This is a genomic window from Thalassospira sp. NFXS8 (genome assembly GCF_040148805.1).
Taxonomy (GTDB): Bacteria; Pseudomonadota; Alphaproteobacteria; order Rhodospirillales; family Thalassospiraceae; genus Thalassospira.
Map to the genome: position 1 here is coordinate 132,594 of NZ_JAGEMF010000003.1, position 19,699 is coordinate 152,292.

General features: G+C 52.7%; 19 protein-coding genes. 16 read left to right on the plus strand and 3 right to left on the minus strand.

Annotated features, from left to right (window positions below):
• Positions 1-417: 417 nt before the first annotated feature.
• On the minus strand, positions 418-1,197 hold the full coding sequence (locus J4E05_RS17005; protein ID WP_349597924.1) for an IclR family transcriptional regulator: 780 nt from the start codon (positions 1,195-1,197) through the stop codon (positions 418-420).
• 166 nt (positions 1,198-1,363) lie between these two features.
• Here J4E05_RS17005 and J4E05_RS17010 point away from each other — a divergent pair, with 166 nt between their 5' ends.
• The 16 genes from J4E05_RS17010 to J4E05_RS17085 all read left to right on the plus strand — a co-directional run bounded on the left by J4E05_RS17010 (position 1,364) and on the right by J4E05_RS17085 (position 18,221).
• Entirely contained in the window at positions 1,364-2,884 is a 1,521-nt protein-coding gene (locus J4E05_RS17010) for an ABC transporter substrate-binding protein (RefSeq protein ID WP_349597926.1), read from the plus strand.
• Between the two features lie 31 nt (positions 2,885-2,915).
• On the plus strand, positions 2,916-3,833 hold the full coding sequence (locus J4E05_RS17015) for an ABC transporter permease (protein ID WP_085593121.1): 918 nt from the start codon (positions 2,916-2,918) through the stop codon (positions 3,831-3,833).
• A gap of 1 nt (position 3,834) precedes the next feature.
• Positions 3,835-4,734, plus strand: coding sequence for an ABC transporter permease (locus J4E05_RS17020; RefSeq protein WP_085593120.1), 900 nt, complete (start codon positions 3,835-3,837; stop codon positions 4,732-4,734).
• A gap of 16 nt (positions 4,735-4,750) precedes the next feature.
• On the plus strand, positions 4,751-5,779 hold the full coding sequence (locus tag J4E05_RS17025) for an ABC transporter ATP-binding protein (protein ID WP_349597931.1): 1,029 nt from the start codon (positions 4,751-4,753) through the stop codon (positions 5,777-5,779).
• The gene (locus J4E05_RS17030; RefSeq protein ID WP_349597933.1) at positions 5,776-6,747 is read left to right on the plus strand and encodes an ABC transporter ATP-binding protein; all 972 of its coding nucleotides are present in this window, start codon (positions 5,776-5,778) and stop codon (positions 6,745-6,747) included. The genes J4E05_RS17025 and J4E05_RS17030 overlap by 4 nt, the downstream gene beginning before the upstream one ends.
• Before the next feature lie 50 nt (positions 6,748-6,797).
• On the plus strand, positions 6,798-8,372 hold the full coding sequence (locus tag J4E05_RS17035; RefSeq protein WP_349597936.1) for a gamma-glutamyltransferase family protein: 1,575 nt from the start codon (positions 6,798-6,800) through the stop codon (positions 8,370-8,372).
• A gap of 18 nt (positions 8,373-8,390) precedes the next feature.
• Entirely contained in the window at positions 8,391-9,785 is a 1,395-nt protein-coding gene (locus tag J4E05_RS17040; protein ID WP_349597939.1) for a M20 family metallopeptidase, read from the plus strand.
• Positions 9,786-10,061: 276 nt separating this feature from the next.
• Positions 10,062-10,514, plus strand: coding sequence for a c-type cytochrome (locus J4E05_RS17045; protein ID WP_085593111.1), 453 nt, complete (start codon positions 10,062-10,064; stop codon positions 10,512-10,514).
• 27 nt (positions 10,515-10,541) lie between these two features.
• Positions 10,542-11,885, plus strand: a complete 1,344-nt coding sequence (locus J4E05_RS17050; RefSeq protein ID WP_349597943.1) for a cbb3-type cytochrome c oxidase subunit I — start codon at positions 10,542-10,544, stop codon at positions 11,883-11,885.
• 126 nt (positions 11,886-12,011) lie between these two features.
• Positions 12,012-12,821 carry a CbbQ/NirQ/NorQ/GpvN family protein gene (locus tag J4E05_RS17055; protein ID WP_349597946.1) on the plus strand — a complete coding sequence of 270 codons (810 nt, stop codon included), beginning with the start codon at positions 12,012-12,014 and terminating at the stop codon, positions 12,819-12,821.
• A gap of 14 nt (positions 12,822-12,835) precedes the next feature.
• Entirely contained in the window at positions 12,836-14,806 is a 1,971-nt protein-coding gene (locus J4E05_RS17060; protein ID WP_349597949.1) for a nitric oxide reductase activation protein NorD, read from the plus strand.
• Complete coding sequence (locus tag J4E05_RS17065) at positions 14,803-15,432, plus strand: cytochrome c oxidase subunit 3 family protein (RefSeq protein ID WP_349597952.1); 630 nt, start codon at positions 14,803-14,805, stop codon at positions 15,430-15,432. Before J4E05_RS17060 ends, J4E05_RS17065 begins: the two co-directional genes overlap by 4 nt.
• A complete protein-coding gene (locus tag J4E05_RS17070) occupies positions 15,429-15,734 on the plus strand; it encodes a cytochrome C oxidase subunit IV family protein (RefSeq protein WP_349597955.1) in 306 nt (101 codons plus the stop codon). The genes J4E05_RS17065 and J4E05_RS17070 overlap by 4 nt, the downstream gene beginning before the upstream one ends.
• A 296-nt stretch (positions 15,735-16,030) precedes the next feature.
• Positions 16,031-16,699, plus strand: coding sequence for a Crp/Fnr family transcriptional regulator (locus J4E05_RS17075; RefSeq protein ID WP_349597958.1), 669 nt, complete (start codon positions 16,031-16,033; stop codon positions 16,697-16,699).
• Between the two features lie 105 nt (positions 16,700-16,804).
• A complete protein-coding gene (locus tag J4E05_RS17080) occupies positions 16,805-17,536 on the plus strand; it encodes a Crp/Fnr family transcriptional regulator (protein WP_085593099.1) in 732 nt (243 codons plus the stop codon).
• On the plus strand, positions 17,514-18,221 hold the full coding sequence (locus J4E05_RS17085; protein ID WP_349597962.1) for a Crp/Fnr family transcriptional regulator: 708 nt from the start codon (positions 17,514-17,516) through the stop codon (positions 18,219-18,221). The genes J4E05_RS17080 and J4E05_RS17085 overlap by 23 nt, the downstream gene beginning before the upstream one ends.
• A gap of 130 nt (positions 18,222-18,351) precedes the next feature.
• On the opposite strand, the gene J4E05_RS17090 is transcribed toward J4E05_RS17085, so the two are convergent.
• Positions 18,352-18,873, minus strand: coding sequence for a DUF2478 domain-containing protein (locus J4E05_RS17090; protein WP_349597965.1), 522 nt, complete (start codon positions 18,871-18,873; stop codon positions 18,352-18,354).
• Positions 18,874-18,901: 28 nt separating this feature from the next.
• Positions 18,902-19,696 carry a peptidylprolyl isomerase gene (locus tag J4E05_RS17095; protein ID WP_349597967.1) on the minus strand — a complete coding sequence of 265 codons (795 nt, stop codon included), beginning with the start codon at positions 19,694-19,696 and terminating at the stop codon, positions 18,902-18,904.
• Positions 19,697-19,699 lie beyond the last annotated feature (3 nt).

Sequence of the window (19,699 nt, forward strand, 5' to 3'; positions counted from 1 at the left end):
ACGGACCGTTGTGAGTCTGTGTTGGGCAGAGGAACATGTGTCTGTTTCGGAATTTTGCCGGAAGCACCAGGCAGGTTTGGTCGATCAATCCCGTGACCAATTTATCCGGGAGGATGTCGTCAATTCCGGCGGTGAATGTTCTGGGCGACTTTCTTCGGGAAAAGCTGCGCGGGTTCGGTACCGCACCCCGGTAATACGAACGTTATCGCCCGGTAGTAGAACCAATAATCCGAAGCCCGGACATAAATGTCCGATGTAATAAAGTTTGGGGTCCATCTCCATCTAGCGATGGATTGATTTTTCGCCGCGCGGGCAATTCCCTGACCAATAACCGATGTTTATCAACAGCGGATTCAAACATCGCGTAATGCGAGGAAGCGGTTTTTTTAATTGGCGTGTTGTGCCCGTCCCCGTTTTTTAGCGCGGAGGTGAAATTGACCGTGCGGTTTCGACGATATGTGGGACAATTTCGGCTTCCGCCTTTTCACGTGTCCAGCGGATAACAGGAAGTGAGCAGTGGATTGCCGCAACGGGCGTTCCGTCAAGCGTACAAACCGGGGCGGCGATATTGATTTCGTCGGGCAGTACTTCGCGTTCGCTCATGCAATAACCTTTGTCGCGAGACGTCATTATGCTTTCCAGGATTTTCCCGCGATCCAGTGTGGTCCAGGGTGTGTATTGTTTCAGCGGCCACTCGTTAACGCATTTGGTGATTGTTTCCTCGTCACGACGGCTGAGGATAACGCGGCCGGACGAGGCGGTTAGGGCGGGAACCCGCCGACCAATAACCGATGCCCCGTAACTGGTGCGATAACCGGGAATGCGCACCACATACATAATGTGTTGATCAATCGGGCGGGCCATGTTGATGGTTTGCTGGATCTGTCGGCTAAGCTCAATCAGGCGCGGCATGGCAAGCTGTACAAGGTTATCCGACCATAAATAGGCATAGGCCATGTCGAGATATTTAAGCGACGGCCGATAGCGGCGGGTTTCGGCATTTTTTTCCAGATAACCCAATTGATGCAACGTATTCACAAAACGCTGTGCTGCACTTTTGTCCAGGGCTGTTTCGCGTGCAATTTCGGAAAGGCCAAGCTCCAGCCTGTCTTCCGAAAAGACCTCGAGAATGCGCAATCCTTTTTCCAGTGACGATACATAAAGCGTGTTTTGGCGCGGTTTTTCGCGATCTGTCATGTTGAACTTCCCCCAATGCTTGCCGTTTTACATGCCGAGGATGCTTGACACATAACGCAAGGCTTCTTATCGTTGATTGGTATACAGTAATCTGTATTACAATATAATACAAAATGTTTCGGCGAACAACGCCGTCACCAAAAAACATATATGTCATGGAGGCATCATGAAGACGGTTCTTAAGGGGGCGAGTCTTTTCGCCCTAACGATGCTGGCTGCCTCGGGTTCTGCCCTTGCCGGTAAAGCAGACGACACGCTTAACATTTCGTTCACCAAAGAACTTGAAAACGTTGACGGTTACTTCAATTCATCCCGCGAAGGGGTGATCATGCAGCGTACCGTGTGGGACAGCCTGTTGTATCGCGATCCGGAAACGGGCGAATACAAGGGCAACCTTGCAACAGACTGGAAATGGGTTGATGACGTCACCCTTGATCTGGACCTGCGCAAGGGGGTGAAGTTCCATAACGGGGCTGATTTTACGGCTGATGACGTTGTTTACACCGTAAACTGGGTTGTTGACCCGGCGCATGGGGTGAAAACCCAGCGAAACGTCAACTGGATGAAAAGTGCGGAAAAGCTGGATGATTACAAGGTTCGCCTGCACCTGAAGGCACCGTTCCCGGCTGCATTTGAATATCTTTCCGGCCCGGTTCCGATTTACCCGCACGAATATTATGCCAAGGTTGGCCCCAGCGGCATGGGCCAGAACCCGGTTGGCACCGGCCCCTACAAGGTTGTGTCGGTAGAACCGGGCAAGCATTTCGTGCTGGAAAAATTTGATGGCTACTTTAAGGACAGCCCCAAGGGGCAGCCGAAAATCGGCCATCTTGATATTCGCACCATCCCCGACATCAATACCGAAGCTGCCGAACTGTTTAGCGGCGGCCTGGACTGGATCTGGCAGGTTCCGGCCGATCAGGCTGAAAAACTTAAAGAAATGGACCAGTTCACCGTTGCCAATGAAAGCACGATGCGCATTGGCTATATCGACATGGATGCCGCCGGCCGCACCGGCGAGAAAAACCCGATGACCGATGTACGTGTGCGTCGTGCGGTTGCCCATGCTATTGACCGCCAGGCCATTGTTGATGGGTTGCTTAAAGGGAAATCCAAGGTTGTTGACGCCGCCTGTTTCCCCACCCAGTTTGGCTGCACCGACGATGTCACCAAATACGATTATGATCCCGAGAAGGCCAAGGAACTTCTGGCCGAGGCCGGATATCCCGATGGTTTCACCATCGATTTTTATGCCTATCGGGATCGCGAATATGCCGAAGCCCTTGCGAATTACCTTAATGCGGTTGGTATCAAAACCAATTTCAAACTTTTGCAATATTCGGCACTGCGTGAATTGCGCATGAAGCAGGGTACGCCGATGTCTTTCCAGACGTGGGGGTCCTATTCGATCAATGATGCATCGGCAATTGTTAGCCAGTTCTTCAAACTCGGGTCGCTTGATACCGCCCGTGACGAAGAAATCAAGAAATGGCTGGACGTAGCCGATAGCTCGATCGACCCTGAAAAGCGTAAGGAATATTACGCCAAGGCCTTCAAGAAGATTGCCGATCAGGCTTATTGGGTGCCCTTGTTCTCCTATAACGCCAATTACGTCTTCACCAAGGATCTGGATTACACGCCAACCACGGACGCTATTCCGCGGTTCTTCCAGATGAGCTGGAAATAAACTTCCGGTAACCAGAAACGGGGTACGGACGGTGTTGATTTACACACTCAAAAGGCTGGGGTTGGCCATATTGGTTGCCCTTGCCGTCTCGATGCTAAGTTTTACCTTACTGCATCTTTCGGGGGATCCGGCTTCGGCAATTGCCGGAGAGTCCGCTACCGATGCAGACATTGCGGCCATTCGCGCCTTTTACGGGTTCGACCGGCCATTGATCGTGCAATATGCTGACTGGCTTTTTAGTGCGCTTCGGGGTGATTTTGGTGAAAGTTATTACTTTCAACTGCCTGTTGCCCAACTGATAGGCGACCGGTTATCGATCACGATGACACTTGGCATTTGTGGCATTACCTTTGCCATTCTGACGGCTGTGCCTTTGGGGGTTGCCGCCGCCGTCCGTCCCAACAGCATGATTGATCGGGTTGCTCTGTTTATTTCGGTCATGGGGCAGGCCATGCCCAGTTTCTGGTTTGGCCTGGTTCTGGTGGTGATTTTTAGCATCAAGTTTCGGCTGCTGCCGCCCTCGGGCACAGATGGTTGGCAGAATTTCGTCATGCCAACCGTGGTGCTGGGCTATTACGCGATGCCCGCCATTATGCGCCTGACACGCGCCGGTATGCTCGATGTTTTAAGTGCGGATTACGTGCGTACGGCACGGGCCAAAGGGGCAAGTGAAATGCGGGTTATGTTCAAACACGCGCTTCGCAATGCCATCATCCCGGTGGTTAGCCTGTCGGCTGTACAGATGGGGTTCATGCTGGGTGGATCAATTGTGGTTGAATCGATCTTTGCCCTGCACGGGGCGGGGTATCTGGCCTGGGAATCTATCGGGCGTAACGATTTGCCGACCGTGCAGGCCCTGATCCTGATTTTCGCGCTGTTCTATATCGTTTTTACCTTCCTTTCCGATTTGTTGAATGCGTGGCTTGACCCGCGCATGAGGGTGGGCTGACATGGCAAAAACAATTGAAACCGTCGAGGCTGCCCTTAGTGGTCCAACACCGGGGCAGGTCCTGCGCGGGCGCATTTTCGGCCATCGCGGGCTGATGTTCGGGGGCGTGGTTTTGGCGGCAATTTGCATTGTGGCCCTGCTGGCACCTGTCCTTGCCCCGCATGATCCATATAGCCAAAACCTGCTGGCGCGGATGCAACCGCCTGTCTGGTTTGACAAAGGCACGTGGGACCACCCGCTAGGTACCGATCATCTGGGCCGTGATTATTTGTCGCGTTTGATTTATGGCGCCCGTATTTCACTGTTGATTGGCGGCGTTGCAGCCCTGATTTCCGGCCTGATTGGCACCCTGATGGGGGTTGCAGCAGGTTATTTCGGTGGCAAGGTCGATACCGTGGTGACCTTTATCATCAATGTGCGCCTTGCGATGCCGGTGGTTCTGGTGGCCTTGGCTGTGGTTGCCGTTTTCGGCGGATCGCTTCAGGTCGTCATTCTGGTGCTGGGGCTTTTGTTGTGGGACCGGTTTGCGGTGGTGATGCGGTCTTCGACCCAGCAATTGCGGTCTATGGAATATGTCAATGCGGCACGCGCAATTGGTTGTTCGACCTCACGCATCGTCTTTAGCGAAATTATGCCCAACATCGTTAACAGTCTGATTGTGGTTGTTACGCTGGAAATGGCGCACGCGATCCTGCTTGAAGCCGCCCTTTCCTTTTTGGGGCTGGGTGTGCAGCCACCAACCCCGTCATGGGGGTTGATGGTAGCGGAAGGTAAAAAGATGCTGCTGTTTGAACCGTGGCTGATCGCCATTCCAGGTGTGGCGCTGTTTGTTCTGGTGTTGGTGATTAATCTGCTGGGCGATGGCCTGCGCGATGTCTCCGCCCCGGAAAACCGCAATTAAGGAAAGGAGAGAAGCAATGGATAATATTCTCTCTGTACGCGATCTCAGGGTTGATATTCCGCTGGCTGGTGGAACACTTCATGCCGTTCGGGGCCTGAATTTTGATCTCGCCCGTGGGGAAACCCTGTGTATCGTTGGGGAATCTGGCAGTGGTAAATCGCTAACGTCGTTGGCGATTATGGGGCTTTTGCCCAAGATGGCCCAGCGCCGGGCCGACAAGCTTGAATTTTCCGGTATTGATTTGTCATCGGCAAAAAACCGGCAGATGCGCAGTTTGCGCGGCGACCGGATTTCGATGATTTTTCAGGAACCGATGACGTCGCTTAACCCTGCTTACACCATAGGCGATCAGTTGACCGAGGCATTGTTGCTTCACCGCAAGGTGGGGCGGAAGGCAGCCGAGGCACGCGCGATTGAATTGCTGGAAAAAGTTGGCATTACGGCAGCGGCCAGCCGGCTGGAACAATACCCCCATCAATTATCCGGCGGGTTGCGCCAGCGCGTGATGATCGCAATGGCGTTAATGGCCGAACCTGACCTGATCATTGCGGATGAACCCACAACCGCCCTTGACGTGACGATCCAGGCGCAAATTTTGCGATTGCTGGTCGATTTGCAGCGCGAAATGAACATGGCGATGATTTTGATCACCCATGATCTGGGCGTTGTTGCCCGCGTTGCCGACAAAGTGGCCATTATGTATGCGGGCGAGGTGATTGAATCGGGCAGTTCAAAGGACGTGTTTACGGCACCACAGCACCCTTATACCCGTGGCTTGTTACGTTGTATTCCGGTGCCGGGCAAAACCAAACCTGGTGAACATTTGGGGTCAATTCCCGGTATTGTTCCTTCGCTGATTGGCAAGACACAGGGCTGTGCCTTTCGCGGGCGGTGCGATGTTGCGATTGATGCCTGCGCGCATGACATTCCCGAACGTGCCAGTGTTGAAGGTCACCTTTACCGGTGTGTGCATGACAACAGTCAAACGCAATTTTCGGCGTCTGGCGAGATCAACACCGCCAGCCAAAGCGAGGGCCGCCTATGACCTCCTCTCATGAAACAGCTGTTCTTGAACTGAAAAACGTTTCAAAGATTTTCTCGATCAGGCAGGGCATGTTTGGCAAACGCAAGCCGTTAAAGGCGGTTAACGAAGTTGATTTGCGTTTGAACAAAGGTGAAGTTCTTGGCCTGGTTGGGGAGTCCGGCTGTGGCAAAAGCACGCTTGCGCGTATTCTTCTTGGTCTTGAGAAACCGACCCACGGTCAGGTTCTGGTTGATGGACAAGATATCGGCACACAGGATCGTTCGTATCTGGCGCGCCGTATTCAGCCGATTTTTCAGGACCCGTATTCTTCGTTGAACCCGCGCAAAAGTATTGCCGATATCATTTCCCTGCCATTGCGGGTGCATAAAATTGGCAATGCCCGTGAATGGGACAAAAAAACGACTGATATCCTTGATTTTGTTGGTTTGCCCAAGCGCGTTTTACGCAGTTTCCCCAATCAGCTTTCCGGGGGGCAACGCCAGCGTGTCGCCATTGCGCGTGCCCTGATCATGAAACCCGAGATCGTCATTTGTGACGAGCCGACATCCGCGCTTGATGTGTCGGTGCAGTCGCAAATTCTTAATCTTCTGGTTGATTTACGGAATGAACTTGGCCTGACTTATTTGTTTATCAGCCATAACCTTGCGGTAATCGAACATCTCGCGACCCGGGTTGCGGTGATGTATCTTGGCCGGGTGGTCGAGGAATCAGCGGCGGCCCCGTTATTTGCCGAACCGCGCCATCCCTATAGTTCCGCCTTGCTGGAATCAGTGCTGACACCCGACCCGTTTTTGGGGGTTCCCGAAAATCATCTGGGCGCAGTTTATCCCAACCCGATTGATCCGCCCGGCGGGTGCCATTTTCACCCGCGCTGCGCGAAAGCAATGGATATTTGTTCGACAACGGCACCGCCCTGTTTACGTGAAGAGCTTCGCCGTGTGGAATGTCACCTTTATGCCGAAAGTTAGGGGCGAGACTATCGTTTCCTTATGATCTGGCCCAACAAGAAGCATAGATAATGGACAGTTTTTCCAATTCTCAAATCATTCGCAAGCCCGCAACCAGAAATGCCAATGGCGGGATCGTTGCGGCCCAGCACAAACGAGGTGCAGAAGCCGGTGCCGCGATCCTTGCCGAGGGCGGCGACGCGGTTGATGCGGCTGTTGCCACATCCTTTGCCATGGGGGTTCTTGAACCCTGGATGAGCGGCCCTGCCGGCGGGGGCGCGATGATGGTTTACCGCGCCGACGAAGACCGCGCCTATACGGTATATTTTGGCATGCGGTCGCCCGCAGGGCTTAACCCGGCCGATTATCCTTTGTCGGGGCAGGGCAAGGCGGGCGATTTGTTCCCCTGGTCGCATGTGGTTGACGATCGTAATCAGGTTGGTGCAACCGCTATCGCAGTGCCAGGTACGGTGGCGGGTATGGAAGCCGCCCACGGTAAATTTGGCAAGCTGGCCTGGCGTGACCTGCTAGGCCCGGCGGTTAAGTTTGCCGATGAAGGTCTACATGTGGATTGGTATGCTGCCCTGATTATTGCTTCGAGCACCCGTGAGCTGGCAAAAAATCCGGCCGCTGCAAAGACCTATCTTGAAGATGGTCAATGGCCGACCATTGCAGGGTGGACTGCCCTTTCGGACAAACGCATTGATATGTCCGCGATGGCAGGAACGCTGCGTCGCCTGGCGGAAAAGGGCCCGCGCGAATTTTATGAAGGGGACCTTGCCCACGAAATGGCTGCCGATGTGCAGGACGCTGGCGGGTGCCTGAGCGCGCAGGATTTGCGTGATTATCGTGCTGAAATTCAGTCTCCGCTGGACGTTAGTTATCGTGGCGGCAGGGTGTTTGCACCTGCGCATTTAACCGCTGGCGAGAACCTGGCCGAATGCCTTGAAATTTTGGGTCAGCAAACCTTTAGCGGGGATCGACCCGGTGCGCAGGCCTATCTTGCCTATGTCGACGCGTTGCGCAAAACATATCATCGTCGCCTGCGTGAAATGGGGGATATTAACGACGACCGCGCCCCGACCTGTACCACCCATTTCAGTGTGGTCGATCGTCATGGCAATATGGTTGCGGTTACCCAAACTTTGTTGTCAATTTTTGGCTCCAAGGTTGTGTTGCCGCAAAGCGGGCTTTTGATGAATAACGGCATTTTGTGGTTTGATCCGGAAAAGGACAAACCCAACTCACTGGCCCCGTCGAAACGCTGCCTGATGAATGTTTGCCCGGCCCTGGGCGAGATGAATGGCCGACGCTTTGCCATTGGGGCTTCGGGCGGACGCAAGATTTTACCCGCAATCTTGCAACTGACATCCTTTATGACCGACTTTGGCATGACGCTGGAAGAGGCGATACATCAGCAACGTATCGACAGCAGTGGCGGCGATACTGTTATTGCCGACCAAAGCCTGCCCGATGAAATTCTTGCGCAATTACAGCAGCATTACCCAACCGTAACTACGCGACGCACGATGTTTCCTTATGCCTTTGCCTGCCCTGCCGGGGTTGAGCGGGCCGGGAATGTGAATTACGGCGCGACCGAAATCATGTCGCCATGGGGCGATGCGGTGGCGGAAAAGCATAAATAAGAAAAGGAAACAGTGAATATGACCACCCGTGAACAGGCAATTGAGCGTATTACCCGATATTTTGACGATGGAGATTTTCTTCGCGAGCTGACGGCACTTGTGGAAATTCCCAGCGAAAGCCAGAACCCGGCGCGTTCGGACCAATTGCAACGTTATCTGGACGAGCAAATGATACCGATGCTACGCGGAATGGAATTTTCCACCCGTGTGATCGAAAATCCAAAAACCGGGTTTGGCCCTTTTTTGTTTGCACAACGCCACGAAGGCGACGATTTGCCTACCATCCTGACATATGGCCATGGCGATGTGATTTTGGGACAGGAAGGTGAATGGCGTGAAGGTTTAAACCCGTTTAAAATCACGGTGGAAGGTGACCGTATCTACGGGCGCGGAACAGCCGATAACAAAGGGCAGCATTGCATTAATCTTGCTGCCTTGCGGGCTGTTATTGAGGAACGCGGAAGGCTTGGTTTTAACTGCAAAGTGATCATTGAAACCGGCGAGGAAACAGGGTCGCCGGGGTTGGCGGAACTGTTTGAACAAAACAGGGACCTGTTTGCCGCCGATGTTTTGATTGCGTCAGACGGGCCGCGCCTGAGTGCGGATCGCCCGACCATGTTTATGGGATCACGCGGGGCGATCAATTTTGCCCTGTCGCTGAAATATCGCGAGGGTGGTCACCATTCGGGTAACTGGGGAGGTTTGCTCAAGGACCCGGGTATGGTTCTGTCGCATGCGCTGGCAACAATCACGGATGTGCGCGGGCAAATCCAGATCCCCGAATGGCGGCCCGATAGCCTGACCGACCCCGTGCGCAAGGCGTTAAAAGATTGTGCCATTACCGAAAACCCCACCGGCCCCAAAATTGATCCCGACTGGGGGGAAGAAAGCCTTAGCCTTGCTGAAAAGGTTTTTGGCTGGAACAGCTTTGCCATTCTGGCGATGAAAAGTGGCAACCCGGAAAAACCGGTAAATGCGATCGCGCCGTGGTCGATTGCCCATTGCCAGTTGCGTTATGTTGTCGGCACCAACCCTGATGATATTTTACCTGCGTTGCGCCGTCATCTCGATCAGCACGGTTTCACCGACATCGAAATTGTACCGGCCGAGAAGGGCTTTTTCAAAGCAACCCGTCTGGATCCCGACCATCCCTGGGTGTCATGGACGCGGGAATCGATTATGCGTACGACGGGAAAATCGCCGGCAATTCTGCCCAATCTGGGCGGGTCGCTTCCCAATGAAACATTTGCCTATATTTTGGGGATGCCCACGGTATGGATCCCGCATTCCTATGCCGCATGTTCGCAGCATGCCCCAAATGAACATATTTTAAAGGGGCTTAGCCGCGAAGCCTTGCAGATCATGGCGGGTGTGTTCTGGGATATTGGTGAAACCGCGACTGTGCCTGAATAATTGTTCTGTGCTGCTGCTAGAACAGGCCTGTGTCAGGTGTGTTTTATGTGGGACCGGTAACGTGAAAGCCCCGTTGACCAAAACCGGTCAGCGGGGTTTTTGTTTGTTATGTAATGAAAACAATCAAGCGATGGTTAGTAACGGCACCGTAGACTGCCACGATCAGTCATTTGACCATCGTCAAGGTGTCAGATCCTTATCCGATAAATGATTTCACAGTACCGTTTTGGCGACAGAACGGTTTCGAAATTTCAATCGGAGTGAGGATCCGTTCACATGTCGGAACGTCTGACAAAATCCGCCGCGCGGAATATTTTCTACGGCGGCACGATCTTCTTCCTGGTCATCTTTCTCGGGCTGACTTTCCAAAGTCACAATTACATCGTCACCACCTCCACCAACGAGGATGAACTGACGCCGTCTGTTGTGGCAGGCAAGCATATCTGGGAACGTCATGCCTGCATTAATTGCCATACCCTTTTGGGCGAGGGGGCTTACTTCGCCCCGGAACTCGGCAATGTCTGGGTGCGGTATGGCGGCAAGGAAGACCCGGAAGGCGCGCGTGATTCCTTAAAAGCCTGGATGCAATCCCAGCCCAGCGGCGTCGAAGGCCGCCGCCAGATGCCACAATTCAATCTGTCAGATCAGGAGCTGGATGAACTTGTCGATTTTTTGAAATGGACAAGCGAAATCAACACCCAGGGCTGGCCGCCAAACGAGGCCGGATAACGTGATGCTGATGGAAACGAGGCCACAATGAAATATCAATCCCAAAAGGTAGCACTATATTACATATATGGTGCCCTGACATTGTTCGCAGCCCAAATTCTGTTCGGTGTTGTTGCGGGCACAGTTTATGTTTTTCCAAACTTCTTATCGGAACTTTTGCCGTTTAACGTTATCCGCATGATTCATACCAACGCACTGATCGTGTGGTTGTTGATGGGGTATTTTGGCGCGGCATATTATTTGCTGCCCGAAGAATGTGAAACGGAAATTCACAGCCCCAGGTTGGCGATCATTCAGTTCTGGCTGTTCATGGCGGCGGCTTTGGCGGCGGTTGTTTGTTATATTCTGGGCATTCACGAAGGCCGGGAATTTCTTGAACAACCCTTGCCGATCAAGGTTGCGATTGTCGTTGTCGCCCTGATCTTTCTGTACAATTCAACGCTTACTTTGCTTAAAGGCCGCAAAACCGCGATTTCAAATGTTCTGATTGTCGGGTTGTGGTTTGTTGCCTTGCTGTTTTTGTTTGCCTTTTACAATCCGGGTAACCTTGCCGTCGATAAAATGTACTGGTGGTATGTTGTCCATCTGTGGGTCGAGGGTGTTTGGGAACTGATCATGGCCTCTATCCTGGCCTTCCTGATGATCAAGATGACCGGGGTTGACCGCGAGGTGATCGAAAAATGGCTGTATGTCATGGTGTCGCTTAGTCTGTTTACCGGCATCCTTGGGACTGGCCACCATTATTTGTGGATCGGCACACCGGGTTATTGGCAATGGATTGGCAATGTGTTTTCCACATTGGAAATTGTGCCGTTTTTCGCCATGGTCGTGTTCTGTTTTTACATGGTGTGGAAAGGGGGCCGCGAACATCCCAACAAGGCGGCCTTGCTGTGGGCGCTGGGGTGTTCCGTTATGGCATTTTTCGGAGCCGGGGTGTGGGGGTTCATGCACACCATTTCCTCGATCAATTATTACAGCCACGGCACCCAGATTACCGCCGCACACGGGCATCTGGCCTTTTACGGGGCCTATGTGATGCTTAATCTGGCGATCTTTACTTATGCCTTGCCGTATTTGCGAGGGCGCGCGCCCTACAACCAGCAACTTAACATGTGGGGTTTCTGGATTACGACCAGCGGCATGGCTTTCATGACCTTTACCCTGACCTTCGCCGGGATTGTGCAGGTTCATCTTCAACGTGTTCTGGGCATGGCCTATATGGAAGTGCAAGACCAGATTCAGTTGTTCTACTGGATGCGACTTGGGGCCGGGGTGGTGGTTTTGTTAGGTGTCACCCTGATCATATGGTCGCTGGTGGTGGCACCGCGCCAACGGTTGGCAAATGCGACAGGTCGCCAATCTGGAATGTGACCAAAGTCAAGGCAACGTGTCGTCGTCCATGCTCCCCTTGGTCATAGACACGTCGCGGATAAGGGCCGGTTCACGTGTGGACCGGTCGTTATCTTTTGATCTTCCTGTTTTGCCGGGTACATGCAAATGTCTGTTATCTATAAAGAAAGCCCTGTTGTGGATGATGTTCCGTTTTATCATGCAACGGGCAACGAAGAACGCCTGTTTGAAACCGCTTTTGCCCAACAACTTCCCTTGTTGCTTAAAGGGCCGACCGGCTGTGGCAAAACCCGCTTTGTCAGCCACATGGCCGCCCGGCTGGGCGTGCCACTTTATACTGTGTCCTGCCACGACGATTTAACTGCTGCCGATTTGACCGGGCGGTTTTTAATCAAAGGTGGGGAAACGGTTTGGGCCGATGGCCCCTTGACCCGCGCGGTGAGAACCGGCGGCATTTGTTACCTCGATGAAGTGGTTGAGGCGCGCAAGGATGTCACCGTGGTGTTGCACCCGTTAACCGATGACCGGCGTATTTTGCCGCTTGATCGTACCGGTGAAGTTTTGCAGGCACCGCCCGGCTTTATGCTGGTGGTGTCGTATAACCCCGGTTATCAGAACCTGTTAAAACAGCTTAAGCCCTCTACCCGGCAGCGTTTTTTGGCGATGGAATTTGATTTCCCCGATCCCGAAAGCGAAACAGTCGTCATCATGCGGGAAACCGGCATTGACCGCGATCGTGCGGCAATACTGGTGCGTATCGCAGGCAATATTCGCAAACTTTCGGGTATTGATCTGGAAGAAGCCGCTTCCACCCGTTTACTGGTTTATTGTGCAACCCTGTTGATGGCGGGGGTCGATTTTGACAATGCTGTGGCCGCAGCCATTATCGAGCCACTGTCAGATGATGCTGACATCAAGGCCGGGCTGCGCGAAGCCATTGCCATTATCCGTGGTTAGGCCAGGAGGCTTAAATGGCTTTTGATTTTCTGGAATTTGAAGAACAAATCGGGATGCTGTGGCACCGGCTGGCTTCGCACAATCAGGAAAGTTATGTTGACCATAAATCCTGTGCGGTTGCCTTTGCCGACGTACGGGGATATTTGCCAGTCATATTTCGCGCCCTTGGCGGGGATCCGGCCCTTGAATTTGCCCAGATCGACAAGCGGGTATCCGGGCATCGTTTAGGTTGGCGCCAAAAGATTGGTTTGGTTGATGAACAAATCGCCGTGGCAGAAATGACGGAAATGGCGGTTAAACTGCCACCAACACTGTCGCTGTTTCCGTCGCGTGCGCTTAACCGTGATCTTTATATATGGTTGATGGCATGGTTTGCGGCCTCGGCACGGCAATCTGTAATAACGGCGCCATCCGCCAGTCCGTTTGATGTCGATATCGCCCGGTTGCGCCGGGCTTATCGCACCGATGTTGCGCTATGCCGGTTGTTTCCCGGCATTATGGCAATGCGCAGGCGGTTGTATGATGCCTTTGTCGATTTACGGCCACAGCGTGTGTTGCCCAAAGGGGAACAGCAGGTTGAAACCTGCGTTTTGGCAATTTTACAATGCAACCTGAAGGGGCAAAAGCCCGATTTATGGCAGTTGATTACCCGGCACCCGTCAGATTCTGCAATGTCCGAATTGTTACCAAAAGCAGATGTGCGGCAGCCAGGGCGATATGCGCCGTTTTTGCCGGTACCCTTGTGGGGGGAGGTCTATTTTATCGGTACAACGATGCGAAAGCATGGCGATGAGGACGACGCGGAGGCGGAATCCGCCGATGGGGACCGGGATCGGAAAAAAAGTGCGCGACGACGCAAAAATGATCAGGCAGGGCGGGACGACCCGCTGGCGTTAAACCGGTTTGAAAAAATTCTGTCGATTGCTGAAATGGTTAATGTTAACCGCCCGATGGACGATGAAGATGCCGAGGACGCGAAAAAGGCCGCTGACGAGCTTGAGGAAATGGAAATTTCCGACTGCAAGCGCAAGGCGGCAACCAAACTGCGGTTTGATCTGGATTTACCGCCTGCCGGGGCCGATGACGGACGCATAACCGGCCAATGGGTTTACCCCGAATGGGATTACCGCCAACAGGCGTACCGTCCTGATTATTGCAAAGTTATCGTGCAGGCTGCCAGCGATGCACAAGATGACGCCAGCATGTGGCACCCCGATGAGACCGAACAACGGCAAATTGGTCGCGTGCGCCGCCAGTTTGAAGCCTTTCGACCCCGTAACGAGGTTTTGCGCGGGCAACTTGAAGGGGCGGAACTTGATTTGGAAGCCCTGGTGCGGGCGCGATGTGATCAAAGTGCGACGGGCGAGTTAAACAGCCGTGTTTATCTGGATCATGTGCGTCGGGCGCGTGATCTGTCAGTTGCGGTTTTAATTGATGTATCCCTGTCGACCGATGCCTGGGTCAAGGATCATCGGGTGCTGGACGTTGAAAAACAGGCATTGTCGGTTCTGGCGAGCGGGCTGGATGTGTGTGGTGATGAATTTGGTATTTTCAGTTTTACCTCGCGCCGCCGCGACTGGGTGCGGATCAATGCTATTAAGGAATTTGCCGAAGATTGGTCGCCTTTGTGCCAAAAGCGCATTCAGGCATTGCGGCCAGGCTATTATACCCGGTTGGGGGCGGCTATTCGCCATACCGGAAAATTGCTGGCCGACCGCCCGCATCAAAACCGTCTGATGCTGGTGATTACCGATGGCAAACCCAACGATGTTGACCACTATGAAGGCCGTTATGGCATTGAAGACAGCCGCCGGGCGGTTCGGGAATGTCGCCGTAACGGGCTGGCTTTGTTCGGGGTTACGGTGGATCGCAAGGCACAGGATTATTTCCCCTATATTTTTGGCGCAGCGGGCCATGCCATTGTCGGCACGCTTGAAAATTTGCCAGCGGCCCTGCCACGCATCTACAGGCAGCTTGTGCAATGATGGGTGATAAAAACACCGCTGATTGCCCGGTTTGTGATGATGCCGCCAGGATAGCATCGCCCGAAGGAAACGAAGATACAAGCGGGTGGGGCGGGCTGGAATTTTTACCCGGTCATCCGTTGATGTGGGTACTGATTTTATCCGAACTTGTGGTGTTTGGGGCGTTCTTGCTGGTTTTTTCCGCAGTGCGGATTATGGACCCCGCCGGGTTTGCCGCCGACCAGTTGCATTTAAGTCCGTTAGCCGGGGGGATCAATACCATTATTTTGCTCAGCAGCGGTTTATCTGCGGTTTTTGCCATGCGTGCGATGGAACGGAAAAGAATTTTGTCCTGTCGAATATGGCTGGGCGGCACGGTGTTGCTTGGGCTGGTTTTTTTGGTTGTAAAGCTGGTTGAATATGGCGCGAAAATTAATGCTGGCATCACCATTGATACCAGCACGTTTTTCACCCTTTATTTTCTGATCACGGGTTTTCACGCCCTGCATGTGGTGTTGGGACTGGGCATTTTATGTGTGGTTGGCATGTGGCCCAGCCGGGTCAATATCGAAACAGGCACGGCGTTCTGGCATATGGTCGATCTGATTTGGGTGCTGGTTTTTCCGGTAATTTATCTGGTGCGATGATGGAACATAAAGCCATTTCTGCGCGAACTGCAACAACGGTTTGGGCTGTTGCCAGCGGGGCAACGATCCTTGCTTTGACCGCAACATTGGAACATCTACCGGGCGGGGCATTTTTGTCCCGGTTTTTGCCTGTTGCTGTTGTTATGGCGGTCGCGAGTTGCAAGGCATGGCTGATTTTGCGGTTTTATCTGGGGTTGCGAAATGCTCAGGGCAGTTGGACCGGGTTATTTGCCGCATTTTTAAGTGTGATTGTTGCGGGTGTTCTGGCGGCCCAGGCGGCGATCATAATGATCAGCCGATGATGCCATCTGATCACAACAGGAAAGCGGCCTTTTGGCAGCAATAAGCCCCTGTGCCTATAGATGATTGAAAATTAGTGCGATGCGCAGATGTCTCGCCTGATCGGAATTAAGCGACTTCCGGGGAAGACGTTTTAAATGGCGGCATAAATTGCGGTTGCGCATTGTAACTTTCTTCCGTCTGAATTTTTATAACATTTACAGTTTGAAAATCGGCAAGCGGCAGTGTTTTGTACGAATGTATTTTTGCTCGCCGTGCTGTGCCCGTTTTCAGTCGTATTTGTCAGGGAGCATGGATAATGTCACGCCGAAACCTGGTTGATGCCGATTATGACCTGATTTCCAATGTCGCGGTTATGGCGACGTTTTCCAGACTTGAAATTGCAGACATGATTAGTGGCACGGCGGTAAATATTTATCCTGCATGTCAGCTGTTGTTTAGTGAAGGCGAGGCGGCGGATAAATTCTTTATCGTGGTTAAAGGCCAGGTACGGTTGTTTCGTGTTCTTGGCGATGGCCGGGTGACACTTTTTCATTTGGTGGCAGCAGGGGAACCCCTTGCCGAGGCGGTGGTGCTGGCCGGGCAAAATTACCCGGTTTCGGCAGAATGTGCCCCGGGAAGCGAGGTTGTTGCGATTAGTAAAAGCCAGTTTGTTGCGCACCTGAAGGCAGATCGCGCCATGATTGGACGTATGATCCAGTCGCTGATCGAACGCGAGCGTTTCTTTTATCAGGAATTACATGATTTGCGGCAACGCAGCCCTTCACAACGGCTGGCAGGCTTTTTACTGGCGCACGAGGATGACGACAAATTGTCGGTTCCCAAACATATTATTGCCAATCGAATTGGTGTGACGCCGGAAACGTTTTCACGCGCCCTGCGCAGGCTTGAGGACGACGGATTTATTGAACGCGATGCCGACATGACCATTCTGGACCGGGATGGTCTGACCCGGTTTGCGCAGTGATAACACCTGGCGGTTTTACCGGCTTGATATGGAACAAGGCCCGTATACCCCTGCAATGTTAGAGTGAATACAGTTTACAACCGTATACGTGTCACGGATTATGTCATGATAACCGATTTAGAACGTATCGCTGGTGTTCTTCGCTTTGCGACGTATTTCCGAACATGGCCGCAGGAAGATATTCTGGAACTGGCAAACCTGTGCGAATGGGTCCGTCTGGATGCGAATACAGAAATGATTTCGTCTGGCGAGCCGGCCTTGGCCCTTTTTTTGATAGTGAACGGACATGTCGAGCTATCGTTTGAAAATCATAACGGTAAAAGCGGGCTGATTGACCTTTTAGGGAACGGGCAATTGGTTGGCGAGTGTGCACTTGTGCCTGAAGGGGCCTATGCCATTTCGGTGCGTACACTTGAAGCAACAACGGCAATTCGCATTGACGGACAGGGTTTCTCGGATTTCCTGGCGGACCATTTTGACCGGGCTCTTACCATGATGTCGGCGATGACGGAACGGCTGTGCCAGATGTTACGACAGGCCGAAGAACTTAAATGCCGGTCCGCAGCACAGCGTTTGGGAATTTATTTTCTGGCCGATGCCGTGTTGGTTGACGGGGTATATGAAATACCACTGACCTTGGAAAAATCGGCATTGGCGCGCAAACTTGGCATGACCAGCGAAACCATATCGCGGGCGTTTAAAAAACTTGCCGAAGTCGGGGTTTCCCAGCATTCCAAAGGGCATATCGTTCGCATTGCCAACATGCAGGCCCTGGCGGAATGGTGTGGTCTTGCAGGCAATGAAGGGGATGAAAATGCATTCAAGACCGCTGTCTGAAACAGAATGTGATCTTGTCGCAACGGCCCCTTTGTTTTCAGCATTGGGAAAGCAGATTTTTCGCAGTCTGATCGTTAAGTGCCGGGTTGAACGCTGTGCTGTTGGCGAATATCTGTTTCAGGCGGGTGACGTTGCCGAACATTTATATTTTTTGCTGTCTGGCAAATTACGGCTTGTTAAAATCTCGGCGCATGGCGATGAAACCGTCATGCATTTTCTAACCCGGCCAGGTGCTTTCGCCGAGGCGGTTTCGCTGGCCGGTGCGACATATCCGGTTAATTGCCAGGTAATGGAAGAATGTGAAGTTGTCCTTATTCCCCGCGAGGCGTGCATTGCGCTTTTGCGTGAAACACCCAAGGCGTCAACCGACGTTCTTGTTCGCCTGATAGAATGGGAACGTTTTTTTCTGGGCGAATTATACCAGCTTCGCCACACCACACCCTTGCAACGCATAGCATCGTTTCTGATTGATTTTGAGGGTAGGAGCAGCGCAGCTAAGCCAAATGGTAGCAGCCATGTTGCCTATCCCGAAAAACGTCAAATCGCCAGTCTGATTGGTGTGACGCCGGAAACGTTTTCCCGGTCTTTACGTAAACTTGAGGCGGCGGGCGCCATTGCCAAAGGAACGCATCTGAACATTCTTGACCGTAAAATTCTGGAACAATCAGCCCTGAATGCAAGTTGAAAAAATTGATCTAGCCGGGATGTGGAAAGACTTTATTTACGTGCCAAATGGCTGGCGCAATACAAACAACCGGGGCTTGCATTATACCGATGTAAGCCCCGATCCTCGTTAATCCCAGTAATATTTTATATCAGGCCGCTGTTAGCGATTTTTGCTGCAGGCACCAGTCTAATATGGTGGTTTCATCATTTGCCAATGGCTGGGCAAGTCCATCGGTGAATGTATCAAATGCTTCGCGGTTAAGGGTATTGACGCCCGTTAAGACCGGAATATTCCGCATCATGGCGTCACCGATCAAGGCTCGAAACCCACGTCCTTCTCCCTCGTGTTTACCAAATTTGTTTAGGATCAGAAAATCAATTGGCGATCCGTCCTTAAACATGGTTTCAACCGAAGCAACTGCGGTTTCAAGCGCATTCGGATCCAAACGGCACCCATGTGATTCAGCACCAAGATTTTGAGAAATCCGCACAACGGGCCCGTGGGGTAATACGCGGACATCCATATCGCAATGATGAGTTTCCGGTCGGTCGAAATTGGTTTGCACAACACCAGCCAGTCGAAAACCCTGTTTTTCAAGCCGGGATGCAACCCTGGCCAATACTCGGTCTGTGCCACCGCGTTCGTTCGAACTTATGAATGCGATTTCCATAACGTGCGTGCTCCTGTTCTTGTGTCCGTTATTCGGGGCGCATGTCGATGCCTGAAATGTCGGCATGTTTGACAAGGCTTGTGACAAAATCATTGGCTGCGCGTGTCCATGCGGCTTTTTCAGTTGCTTCAGCAATTCGGGGCCGGGCATTTTCAAACGGCAATATTGCACCTTCGGCCCGCGCATCAAGACGCAGGATGTGAAAGCCAAAACGGGTTTCAACGGGTTCCGGGGCGATCGAGCCCGGCTCTAACTGATCAAGCATCCTGTCAAATGCTTCCACGGTTTCACCGCGACTTATTTGCCCTAAACGCCCGTCGGATTGGCGCGAGGAACAATCGCTTTCGGCGCGGGCGAGCTTGCGAAACTGTTCCGGGTCTTGCGAAAGAATCTGCAACGCGGCTATTGCTTTTGCCCGTGCTTTTTGACGCGAAGGTTCGGTTTCGTCGGCCGAAAAAAGGATATGTGATGCTTCGTATAACGACGGGGCGCGGAAACGTTCGGGATTGGCGTCGTAATAGGCGCGCAAGGTGGTTTCATCGGGTTTGGTTTCAGGGAGCGCCTGTTCAAGCAAGGCCCGGATCAACGCCTCGGTTTCAGTTTCGTTTTTGCCCGGAGCAATATTTTGGGCCGTCGCAGCAAGGTTACGTTTTTTTGCTTCTTGCAATAACAGGGTACGAATGGTTAGCGCACGGGCCGCCCGGCGCCATGCCATGGCCTGTTGACCCTGCGGGACGTCGTGATTTTGCAGTTCGGCTGATACTTCGTTTGCCGGGATCGTGTCGCCATTAACAACGATATCAGGTAAAAATGCGTCGCTCATGAT